The 12534-nt window shown below is 44.6% G+C and carries 9 protein-coding genes; all 9 read right to left on the minus strand.

Going from position 1 to position 12534, the window contains the following annotated elements; translation table 11 throughout:
* Positions 1 to 5: 5 nt before the first annotated feature.
* The gene (locus tag ACZ45G_RS23075; protein WP_464172862.1) at positions 6 to 1355 is read right to left on the minus strand and encodes a ComEA family DNA-binding protein; all 1350 of its coding nucleotides are present in this window, start codon (positions 1353 to 1355) and stop codon (positions 6 to 8) included.
* A gap of 27 nt (positions 1356 to 1382) precedes the next feature.
* Positions 1383 to 2990: a hypothetical protein gene (locus ACZ45G_RS23080; protein ID WP_464172863.1), complete on the minus strand. Its 1608-nt coding sequence runs from the start codon at positions 2988 to 2990 to the stop codon at positions 1383 to 1385.
* Between the two features lies 1 nt (position 2991).
* On the minus strand, positions 2992 to 5544 hold the full coding sequence (locus ACZ45G_RS23085; RefSeq protein WP_464172864.1) for a hypothetical protein: 2553 nt from the start codon (positions 5542 to 5544) through the stop codon (positions 2992 to 2994).
* Positions 5541 to 7349, minus strand: coding sequence for a baseplate J/gp47 family protein (locus tag ACZ45G_RS23090; RefSeq protein WP_464172865.1), 1809 nt, complete (start codon positions 7347 to 7349; stop codon positions 5541 to 5543). The genes ACZ45G_RS23085 and ACZ45G_RS23090 overlap by 4 nt, the downstream gene beginning before the upstream one ends.
* Position 7350: 1 nt before the next feature.
* The gene (locus tag ACZ45G_RS23095) at positions 7351 to 7800 is read right to left on the minus strand and encodes a contractile injection system sheath initiator (protein ID WP_464172866.1); all 450 of its coding nucleotides are present in this window, start codon (positions 7798 to 7800) and stop codon (positions 7351 to 7353) included.
* A gap of 22 nt (positions 7801 to 7822) precedes the next feature.
* Positions 7823 to 8218 (minus strand): PAAR domain-containing protein, encoded by a 396-nt coding sequence (locus ACZ45G_RS23100; RefSeq protein WP_464172867.1) that lies wholly within the window; start codon positions 8216 to 8218, stop codon positions 7823 to 7825.
* Between the two features lie 62 nt (positions 8219 to 8280).
* Positions 8281 to 8916: a phage baseplate assembly protein V gene (locus tag ACZ45G_RS23105; protein ID WP_464172868.1), complete on the minus strand. Its 636-nt coding sequence runs from the start codon at positions 8914 to 8916 to the stop codon at positions 8281 to 8283.
* Between the two features lie 2 nt (positions 8917 to 8918).
* Positions 8919 to 9932, minus strand: coding sequence for a phage late control D family protein (locus ACZ45G_RS23110; RefSeq protein WP_464172869.1), 1014 nt, complete (start codon positions 9930 to 9932; stop codon positions 8919 to 8921).
* 78 nt (positions 9933 to 10010) lie between these two features.
* Positions 10011 to 12521: a M23 family metallopeptidase gene (locus ACZ45G_RS23115; RefSeq protein WP_464172870.1), complete on the minus strand. Its 2511-nt coding sequence runs from the start codon at positions 12519 to 12521 to the stop codon at positions 10011 to 10013.
* Between the last annotated feature and the right edge of the window lie 13 nt (positions 12522 to 12534).

The following is a 12534-nucleotide window of genomic DNA, read 5'->3' on the forward strand; positions in this document are numbered from 1 at the left end:
AAACACTATTCCACACGCGTAATTAATTTATCGTTCGCCCGATAAAATTTCACAGGCTGTGCCACACTGACCGTTTGTGTCATCTTAATACTTTTTAAACCAATACTACTATCGCGGATATTTCTGGTTGCTGTCGTTAGAGCAGGGAAAAGATCTAATTTTATTTCGAGATCAAGATCATCCATACCGGTTCCAAGAAAATCTGTAATGGCGTCGTTAACATTTTTTTTCCCCAGCATTGTGCCAACAACACCTCGTTGACCTGCCATATAATTCTCGGTAAAACCCAAAATACGTCCTGAGAGTTGGCTACCACTTCCACCAAGGGCCTTCATTGATACAATTATGTCATCCACTGGATTTTCATTGGCAAGTTTCTCCATATAGGTCTGAAACCATGCACCTACCCAGTCTTTCATTTTTAACATCAGAATGCCGATGGTTTTTACAGGAACGCCTGTGTTTTCCTGACCCGGCATATCCGTTAAATAGGCAACAATCAGCGCATTAGAGTAAACCCAGGCACTTAAATAATCGTTGTCCGGTGATATCTGGTGTTCCTTGTCCAAATAGTACCGATCAACGGCAATTCTTAAATTGGTATTGCGCTCCATCTGATATTGGCTGACAATTTTTAAAAAACCACCGGATGTTGATTTTGGATTCGGTGCATCAGGTGTCAGGAAAGAAAGAGCAGATTCAAGAACATCCTGCTGGCGTCCCTTCAACTGATCATTGAGTTTGGGTAACAACTTAAATCTTGCGAATCCATCTGTATCTGTTCGTACACGGATCACCTTGCCTTTGTTTATTGAAAAACCAATACAATGTTCAAGTTCTCCCCAGGAGGTGCTCAAGGTAAGCGATTTATTGACCGCCGGTGTATGTGTCAGTCGATCGGTCACTCTTGCTGATATTTGAATTGTTTGACCTTCGAAGGGATTCAAGAGTATCGGCTCTAAGCTGATTACATATTGAGGGCCGCCGGCTATACCCCCCATATTCTCAAGCTCTTTTTTAAGCCGCAGCACTTCTTCGAACATTGGTTGAATATTTATGGCGACGGTATTGGGAAAATTATTAAAATAATTTGTAAGCCCAAGTATAATTTCAGTAAACCGTTCCGGTCCGATGAGTCGTACGCCTGCAATTTGGTTCAAACTGGTAAAGGAACCTCCCAGCGCCTCCCTTTCATCCAGTATTCGCTGGGAGAGCTTCATACCAATATCAACTTCATCGGGTATTTCAGTGGCAATCGAAATTTCCTGTGCTGTTTTTACATTATTGAAAAAATCGATTATCCTGAAACGAATTTCTGCCCCTACTTGTTCAGGTTGTATTCTGATATCCGTCATATTAAATCTCTATTCCTAACCCGATTCCTAACCCGGTGGTGTTTTTAATATTTCTGTCATTATACCGCCGATACTGGCTTGAATCTCGTTCATTTTACTTTTAATTTCAGCAGGTTTTGTGACATCAATATCTAGAACTTTATCTTCAATACTGCTCAGGCTTGTACGAATCATCTGTCCGGTGGATTCAGTCGATGCCATCCGTGTATTGAGCAATGATACAGAATCATTCATTCCGGTGACCCGGGTATCCATGGTTTTAACACTTTCTTTCACCTGAATAATCAGATCCTGTGCCAATGCAACAAATGTATTCGTCTGTGTTATGGCTTCAAATGCAGGCTCCTGAACATCAACCACCGCTTTTCCACAAGGAGGGTGCCAGCTAATATCAAGATTTTTCTGCATACTGATACCGCTATTTAACGACTGGGAAAGACGATCCATAAATTCCGGCGGTTCAGACATTTGACTTTTTACCTGGCTTAATGAACGCTGCATGGCAGAATAATGTCTTTGTTTTCCGATCACAGGTGCTTCCCTTACAGAATTATTAACTTCCGTTTGTAAACGATTCATAGAGGTTTCAAAGGAGGTTTTTTTAATACCGGACACAAACGTATTGAGATATTGCGGCACCAGCGTTTCAAACGTTTGGAGGTAATCACAAATCCAGGGTGTAATCCAATCCCTGAAGCTGACCTGAATTGAACTGCTGCCCCGACTCTGATCCGGTGTTCTGGGATCAGCGTCTGCTTTGGCAAATGCAGTGACGATGGATCTGTAATCTTTCCAGGTACTGATCGTATTTGGATTATGTATATTAATACTACGTTTGGGAATCCGCATATAATAGGTATCTGCAAACGACTGCATCGCCCCCCAGTCACTTCGCTCATATTCATTTTGAATCAAGCTGAAAGCACTCTTTACATTTGCATTGCCCGGGGTAACATTTTTAGAAAGGATCGTACTGGCGATGGATAGTCCGGTATCTCCCACAGGTGCCTGAAGCGCTGCTTCCACACCATTTTCTTCTGCTTCACTGAGTTCATCACTATGTTCTACCCGAAGATAAACCATTGCAACACCACTCCCGTTGGCCTGAACCGAGATACTTCTGTCTGCCACCCCTCCTCTGCTTTTAAAACCGGCAACAGGTTTTAATCTGCCCCATGTGGAAACAAAGTCTACCCAAGGCATCTGATTGGTCGGTAATTCCAAAGGATTTCCATGAAGATCTGTTACCGTTGCCGTAATTTCAGCAGCCTGCCCCATGGCAAAGTAATTATTGATGGTTTTTGTTTCCATGGTCACTTTGTAGAACTGATTTAACGGATCAACCTTGGTTTCAAGCACCTCACATCGGCCATCAAGGCCCTGAATCAAACTGCGGAGTTCAACAAGTTCAGCAGTTACTTTATCCCGGTGAGTTTCAAAATTATTCTGCAAATTTTCCACACGGGTATTCAGCGCTTCAAATTGTTGCTCGGTTTTTGCCTGATGGGTAACCAGGGTTTCACCAATTACAATGACGGCATGAACAAATTTATTCCAGTCCTGTGCCTTAATCAGGTAACCCGGGCCTTTGTTTTCCTGGGTTTCCAGGTATGTAATTTCTTCTCCTATTGCCATACTATCCTCCTCGTACGATAGACTGTTCCACGGCCAGCATCACCTTTAAGCCTGCGGGGCGTACCCGTTGAATACCTTGCCATACCCGGTCAATAATGGCAGGATCAATGTCATCTTCCTGTGATCGTTTCAATAGTCTTACAATAGCTGTAAAGAGTTGAACCGGTTGCCATTCAAACCATACTTTTGCAGCTGGCAGATAGGCGAATACATCTTCAAAATCAAAGCCTTCTGGTTTTACGGGTTCGTCAACATTATATCTTCCAGGAAATGGGGATGCATTTTTGGCTAAATTTTCCAGGGGTAACAACAACCGGCCTTCCTGTGTCCAGGAAGGCCGCTCAGATGCTTCAACCATTCCCGGGGGTTCCATTGAAAGATATCGCCAGCTTGAAGTTCCTGCGGGTAACTCCGGGATCGACGCAATGCCGCCATCATGAATCAAATCACGTCTGGGTTTAATGCGGGTTCTGAGCAATGAATTATCCACAATTTGACTTGCCGTAAAACCGCTGCCATCATAGGTTCCCAGCTCCGCCATTACCGCATTTGACCAAAGTACATCAAAAACGTGTTCCTGATTTAAACTGTTGAAATCCGCGGCATAATTTATCCAACCGGATATTGTATCAAAATACTGCCATTGATTTGTTAAAACAAGGGTATCGGTCTCGTCTCGTATATAACGGGCATAGCGCCAGCTGCCCCTTAAGATACCCACCTCATCACTCACTCTTTTTTGGGCTTTACCCAAACGAATCCACTCCTGTTGCACATGATCGTATTGATTCATCTCCTGACCGTCAAAACGAAACAGTCCCCGACCGGTACAAAACCAGATTTGACCGGCATGATCCCTTTCAATGCTATAAACCTCACTGTCTACAAAATCAGGGTAGGCTTCCAAAACGGTTGTATACGCCACATACCCAACCGGCGCGGCAATACTTTCATAGGCAGTGTCATCGGCGGGCCTGGCAAGATACCGGGCAAATCCCTTTTCAGTGCCTATCCACAAAGTTTTATCCGGCCCGCGGCAGATGCTTTTAACGGATGGTAAAAAAACATTTGCCTCATTGGGTAACACGCCTGGAGTGAACCTGTTCCAATCCGGAATATTATCTGCCTGGGATTCACCGCAATAAAAATACCAGTGGCCTAAACCTGTCTGATATTGAAACAACCCCAAATTTGTCCCGTAATAAAAAACGCCGGATGTATCCTGATGAATCGCAAATACGGCCATCCCTGCCAGATCAGAAGCCCCCAGACTGTCTGCTGAAATGCTGCCCATACCGACACGCGCTGTGCCATTTTCCGTTCCGATCAGCAGTTGATGATGCCCGGCTTTAAGGATAGCATAAACGGCTATACCATCAAGTTCGGCTGCGGCTGATACGGCTTCATATGTATTTGCAGGTTCAGGATATAAGTTAATCATCGCCAGGCCGGTATCGGTTCCCACCCAAAGATATTTTCCATCTTCTGCAAGCGTATTGATTTTGGAAACAGTCTCACCCGTTAGAATGCGTTGCCATAAACGCCCGTTGTATTGCCAGATAGTACCACTGATACTGTCATCGGGTTGAGTGACATTGATTGCCGCCCATATCATATGATCCTGTGTCCGGCAGATGGATGTTATCTTTGCATCAGGGCTATCGGCAACAGTAGACCAGGGCCCGGCTGCTACTCTATCTGCAACAATATCTTTTTTTGGAATGGATGTAAAAGAGAGCAGTCCGGTTTCATGACCCAAAAAACAAGCATATGCCGGACTCAGCTTTAAGGTTTGATCCGGCGTAAGATTTCCTTCATAGGCAATACCTTCACCCATCAAATCATCCGTGGGGTTAACCAATTCGATCATTGGATTGACCGCTGGTTCAACATCATCGGGAATGGGTGTTTGTCCCTGAATATAAACAGTCGGGGTGGTGGCTTCGATGCCCTTCTGACGCATCTGCCATCTCATCAACGGCCCCAGTATCTCCGCCGGGTCTCCTTTGGTGGAAACGGCATAGGATTTCACTTCATAGGGCACTTTTTCTTCTATTCTAAACGGGCGTTCCTGATCTATTTCAGATCGCCTGATATCTTCGGGTAATTCTGCTGTGACGATGGTTCGCAAGGCATCAACCGTCCCAAGCCCACTGCGATAGAGCATCACATATTTACTCAAACGCTCCCGGTAAGCTTCAACACCCTCCTTTAATGATATGGGTTCACGCCAGGGAGATAACGCCAGCAAAGAACCTATTTTTGCCAGGTCCGTTACATAGGCAAATCCCTTCAACAATAGTTTCAGGTCCTGGTTATTAAAGTCATAGGGTAACAATCCTCTGTGTTTGCAATCTTCTTTGAAATAGGGGTTGTAAATTGCCCGGTCTGCAACAGGGAACCAATGGGATAGCAAAACCTGCTGCATATCGGATTCAAAGCGATCAAGCACATTTCCGATGGATTGGAGGTAAAAAGACAAAAAACCTGTGTCTTCAGGCTGTGGCCGATACAAAGACGGGAGTCTGTCTATAATTTTCTCATAGTTCATCATGAACCGTTCTCCATATGAATCTGAACATCTGCAAGTGTTATCCGTTCATAGGGTGTAAGCACATAATCAGAATCAGAAATTCTTTCACAAATCTGACTCAAACCCGTTTCCATTGTAAAAACAAATTGCACAACATAGGGTGCGATGCTTGTCTCATCAGGGAATGCAGGTGCGGCTCCGCCTTCTACTGCTTCATCATATGCCTGCAAGGACCCAAATGGCTTGTCAGTCACCGCCAAGGGAAGAATATACAACAAGGTACCAAAAGATAGACTGATCTCGTCAGTTGATCCGGTTCCCATGCCTGACAAAGCTTCCGACCGTTTTTGGTTCTGATCATTGATATAGGTGACCATGGTATTTAATGAATGGTGAATTTCAGATTCGTCGGGCGGTGTTTCTGTATTGGGAAACCGGATCGTAACGGCCAGTCGGGACGGCAAATTCGGATCTGCAATTTGAAGATCACCCAAAACCGTTGGTACCCCTTCAATTAAAAGCTTTCCTGTGGGAAAATCAAGAACAGACACTGTATTTGACAATGCGTCAGACAAGCTCGCACTGACAATTTGAACATCTTCAATTTCAGGAATTTCCAGAACCATCCCCACAATTTTATTAATGCTGCCCGCTTCTCGGATGGGAAGTTGTGAAAAGTAATGACTGATTTTCTCTTTGACCGATTCCTGTGCCGCCCGCATATCCGTTTCAAGCAACCCGTCTTTTGTTGAAATATGAATGGCGATATTTACGCGTTGGGGGGATGTCATTTCATCGATTTTTAGTTCAACACAAACCCCGACAGGCCTGACATCTTCGATAGCGGTTTCGATTTGCTGGTACATCTCAGGTGACATTTGTTCAACATGGGGAATGACTTCAACTTTCCCAGGTTCTTTTTCCACAATATCAGCAAGCACCCCCTGACGCGCAACCGCTTCTTTCAATGCCCCCAGGGTGGCACGTTCACTGCCATGTAAAAAGCTCTTTGCCCGTATCCTGAGCTGCTCATCAGATTCTGCTTTTGCTGCCATTTTAGAGGGGGATGGATTTCTCACCTTTTCGATTCCGGCAATGGGTTTGGCCAGAACCGTCAAACTATCTGCCGGTAATTCTTCATGGTTTTCTTCAATATCCCGTGCAGACACCTTTATCCTATCCTGCCGATCAAGCAATGTTACAGGTGTGGTGGTTTCATACTCCACCTTTCCGTCTTCTGTCATAATCCGGGTGCCGGATGGGACATAAATACTCCCCCGGGTGCCGGATACGCGCGTTAATTCAATTTCACAGGTATTTCTGCCTGCTGCAACCCGCTTGATACCCAATAATGCCACAACATTATCAAGTGATTTTTTTGTGGCTGTATCAATAAAGCCCGCTTTATAAACCCCTTCTAAGGAAGCATACAGTCTTGATATTTCCAATCCAACGGACTCTGTTAAGGTTCTGAGGACACTGCCAACACTGATGTCATTCATCTCAGCGCTTGACTGCTGGGTCATATAATTCACATAAAAGACAGTCCCAAGGTCAGGTAGCTCAGCACTGCCCTCCCATTTCAGCGTTTGCTGATCAGCGTCCAGCTTGAAATCTGCATCTTTTTTAAAGGTATGGGGTTTGCCGTTACGAGTGCCGTAAACAGACACGATATTTTTCACAGGCGGCTTTTCAAGTGCATGGAAATAATCCGGTGCAACGGCACCTGTTTGGGGAAAAGGATGGCCTTCAGCATCAACACCACCGGTAATGAAGGTCAACATGTTCTCAATGACTTCAGGATAGATTCGTCTTCTAAAACTCATATTATAACTCCAATACAAAAGGGCCAACCGTAACGATCTGCGATTCGTCTACGGATCTGACCTGAATAAAAATATCAATTGAATCACGGTGACCTTTTGCAGGTGTAACCTTGACCGTATCGACCGATGAAATCCTCGATTCAAAAGCCAGACTTTCAAGTATGTATAATTTTGCCAAACTTATCTTGGTTTGAGTGTTTTTATCACCGACAAGTTCATAAAGCCGTGATCCGTAATCCGGGTGCCCCAATGATGCCAACTCGCCCCTGGGCGTCAGCAACCGAATCATAATCGCCTGTCCCAGGTTCTCCTTATCAGATACAAGCGCCATATCCACCTGATAGTCAATGGTTTCCGGTTTTCGAAAATTATCTGTTTTAACGGTATAAACCGGCCTTAACTCACTATGGGACAGTTCTAATTTAATATCTGTTAACAATGATTTTTTCATTGTTTCTTACCCTTTTTATCGACTATCCCCCAACCATCACTGTGCTTACCGCAATAACGGTACCAATGGGAAGGTCTGCCGGATCATTACAGGTTTCGGCCATATCACCGTTTCTTACAACAGGATTGCCATTAATAAACACCGTACCACTGCCTTTTTTAATGGTTGCCTTATCTTTAGGCGGACTTTGAAAAGGCCCCCCCTGGGGAATATGCGCCGGCGTGTTGGTTGCCGTGCTGCCTTCAAATGCTGCGGGCTTGCCATCGATATTCACGTCACCGGACAAATTCCCATCTATTTTTCCCATAAACGGATGTGGTAACGGCGTTGGAATTGGGCCTCCGGGAGAGGGGATATTTATAATATGCGTATCTGTAGCCATTATCTGATCACCTTCTTTTGCTGCCGGTTGTCCCATCTCCATCCCCCTGATATTTCAATGAGTGGTGCGTTATAAAATCAACTTCTCATACCTCTTTACTAATTGAGATTAATTGTTTTCCCCTTTAAATTCATTGTACCTTGTGCTTCTATAGTCACTTCATTGCCTTTTAAAGTGACATTACCATCACTTTGGATGTTGATTTCACCATCTCTTGCAATCGTGATAGCGGCTTTACCACCATCTACCTGGATGTCGATCACCGGGTCATCATCTTTGATATTAATCTCCAAACCCTTTCCAAGTTTTAAGGCAAGCGCCCGATTGTCCTGTCCTGAGAATTCCACATGCACCGCATTATCATCATCTTCACCCAGTGGGAAATGCATGACGGTTTTCCCATCCCCATTGACAGGCGGTCTGTGTTCTTCATTGTATAAACAGCCGGTGATCACAGGGGCATTGATATTACCATTTACAAACTGCACCAATACCAGGTCTCCTATATTCGGTAAACTAACACTGCCGATCCTGGCTGTGGTAACCGGTACTTTTTTCAAAACAATTCCGGAATTGCGAAGTGCGACAGTACAAGAATAATTATCTTTATCCGAATCACTCGCATGGGAGTGCTGTTCTTCAACCACGGCAAGTTCAGAAACACGAAGCTGCTTTAACTCAGACTGAATTATTTTCTGTATGACATCGTATAAATTTGCGGCTGAAAAACTCATTTTCACGGCACCTTATTAAACTGAATTTTGGTTGTATACCCTTCATATTTTGAAAAAATATGTTGAATATGTCGTGCCATATAAGTTCCGTCATCATTGCTATCAGGCATATCCGACAAATCAAATGTTTTACCGACCAAAACAAGCGGCGCACCCGGAACCAAAATCCTGCCGGTTTGCTGCAGTGAAAGCAGTGCTTCAATTTTGCTGTCAGCAGCCTGTTGCAAAGCGTCCTGGCTTGTGAGGGAGGGTATATTCATCAGCAATTCAATTTCACCCGCACCTGAGGTTGCACTGATGGACTCCAGATCTTTAACCCGCCAGGGCCATGCATCCTCTCCTTCACTTCCGGCAGCACCGTCACCGACCACTTTAACACAATAAACAGTGGCATCTTTTACGGTTTTCTCAAATGAAAGGATATCGCTTCCATATGTAAATGTCTGCACAGCGGGCTCACCTGAAAAAGGGGCAAAATTAAGTGCATTGGTTTCATCCACATACGCTAAATACCCACAGGTATTTGCAAATGCATTGATATGCTGAAACAGATTCAGGGCATCATCAACAACAACAAAAGGATACGCTATCCCGCTTTCTATGGTTCCGGTATCCGCACCTGCACCAGACAGCAAATCGCTCACAATATCTCCGGCAGACTGCTGCTCATAACTTTGATTGAGCCTTGTTCTGCTTAGTAAAGAACCGCTGTTAACCAGTGTAATTATTTTTCTGCCAACAAGGGTATGCAAAATTTCGTCTACAACACCTGAAAAAATCAATTGCAGCGGTTCATCTGCAAAGCCCAGGGATATACTTGCATCATCTCCAATCTCAGGTGCGGGTGCCGTATCATTGTCTGATAGTGTCAATACAGCAACGTCAACAAATGGTCCCAGGCCCGTTTCCACATCCACATGGATCAGACAATCCTTCCAATCATCGGCCGATGCGGATCCGATTTCTATTTCATGTACCGGTTGTTTTAAACCGGATGTGGCGTTGGAATTAAACATCTGCTAATAATTTCCTGATATCTTAATTATAATAAGCGTTTATGAGTTGAGACAGCAACACTCAACACTCACTAAACTTCATCCTGTCCGCGTATTTTCCGAAATATAATGATTCATTGTTTTGGGTACACCATCCTGGCTCAGTACATTGTATAAATCCCGATGTTTTGCATCCCTAAAGACAAATGGGATGGTGTTGTCGCCCACTGCCCCACCTGTTGTTTGCGGCAATACATGCATGTGAAGATGATTGTATGCACTGTTTCCTGTATCACCGGATCGCATGATAACCTGTCCCTGGGTTACAGGGCTATTTTTAATATTGTTTTTTGCAATGCCTCTGTCATTGAAGGCAGCTTCCACACTCCCTTTTCTACCATGACCGTAAACTGCATATGTGGTTACAACCCCTCCGCCGGGACCTTTATCATGATCATTGTTAACAGTATCATGCCGAATTCTAATATAATTCCAGCTGCCATCAGACCCATTGTCATGGTCATCGTAATAAGCGTCAACAATACCATCACGTGAACAAAGAATTTCAACATCCTGATCAAGTGCAAAATCATAGGCATATACTTGTGCAGGTGTAGCAAATGCGTTGTGTGTGATATAGCCCTGATTTCCCTGGGGGCAATAAACCGGGCGACTACCGGCCCAGGGGAGGCGGTATGGTGATTCACCAGGAGATGGATATCCGGCAAAATCGTCTCCCCTCGGATTGAACTTGCCTTCATCTGTGTCGCCTTCCTTGGTCGTGAACTGACTGGCCCAGAACATAACAAATGTCATTTCTGCGCCTTGCAGCATTTTCCATCCAAGTACCGGAAAGTCCTCTTCCCAGGACAGCATTTCAGCCACTATGGTTCCCACAAGTGCACCCAGAAACCCAAATCCGGTACCGGCAAGCACCCCCCACAAGAGCCACATTTGGGCACATCTTTCACCACCACCGGCAAACGGGTGTCCATAGTGTTCCCTTGGTGTGGCTTTCGCAAGGCACCATCCGGCAAGGGAAATAAACGGATCGGCAACACCGTCTATCACCAACCGATTATCAGGACGGTCGTCCGGATTATACCTGTCGGATGGAAAGGGATCACTTTGATAATTTGAATGTCTTTCATGGTAATTGAGTAATGTCATCATTGAGAGGACTAAATTTCTAACACCGCTTGCAGTGCCCCCATAAATAAACCCCTCTCCGATATTACCAAGAAATACAGTTATCCATAATATAAAACTTGTTTCCGCTGAAGACTTGGTATGCATTCCCTGAAAGGATCCCAGTATCGGGCATAAAAGCCGATATAAACAGAATCGAAGAACCGAGTTGGGTGGTTTTTTTGCTCCCAGGATATAGCTGCCAAACACCAAATTGCCAACAGCATGCAAGGTATTGGACACCTCATCGCCTTCTTCAATGGAAAGTAAATGCATTGCACCTTCCAGATATTCAGCAATACCGGCCAGATAAAGGGCCGCTTTTTCCATGCTGTCCCTCGTGGCCTTTGAACCTGCGTCCATGTCATCCTCATCAAAAGTAAAGTAAGGCTGATCATGGTTCCCTGCGCTGTCTGGGTCAAAATGGGGAATTTTTTTCCAGTCACCGTCACTGGCCGTCAGGTTGAACTCTTTCTTGGATCGACAAAAATTCTCCCGAATATACTTGTCTTTTGTTTCATTAATAAAAATGTCATCCTTTGGCCAGAATGGTATGAAATAATATCCCCGACTTCTGTAACGGTCACCCATTACCCAGCTGGCATACCATGCATATGTTTTTTCTAAATCACTATTGGCTGCGGCACCCACGGAGTTGAAACCAAAAACATTTTCAAAGCCCGGTAATTCGGGTAAGTTTTTCATTAAATCAAAGACGCTGTTCATATTGCCGCCATGACAGGCGACTTTTTTTGCGATTTTGTCAAACCCGATTTTTCTCAACCAGGCCATCAGGGCACCGGAAATATCCTCTGCAGTGGGCATGGGAAATTTAAAAGAATTTTTCATCTGCCGTTTCAGCCGCCGAAGAACAGATATCATCTGATGTCTGTTTTGCCGGTCTTCCCTGGAAATATCAGGCGGGTATGTTTTTAATCGGGTCACAATATCATCAAGCAATTCCCAGATCATGTTCTCAACAAACACAGAATCAATACCCAGATCCTCCTCGATCATGTCCATCACTTCCTGGATCGGCAACCGTAAATCCTCAATAGAAAAGTCTTCAAGACCATCGGCAATCAGATTCAGGTTTTCAAGAAGCCAGGCAATGACTTGTGAAAAATCATCCATGGTCTCAAGCTTATCACCCATGCCTTCGAACTGTTCTTTAAACGGTTGAACCCACACCTGCATTCGATTTTTAGCCTGTTGAAAGCTGTCACCGAATCCCTCCACCATTCTAATTGCACCCGCCACAAATGCCGCTTCCAGGATCTTGCTGATTTCACCTTCCTTTGTTTGGTCAATTGCAAGTTTCACAGCGAGGGTCATCAGATCCTCCACCAATCCCATCATGGGATCCTGTGTTTTTGCTTTACCTAACTTTTTGGGCTGCAACAATAAACTGGCTAAAGACATTTTATCTCCTGAT

The organism is Desulfoconvexum algidum (assembly GCF_055382125.1).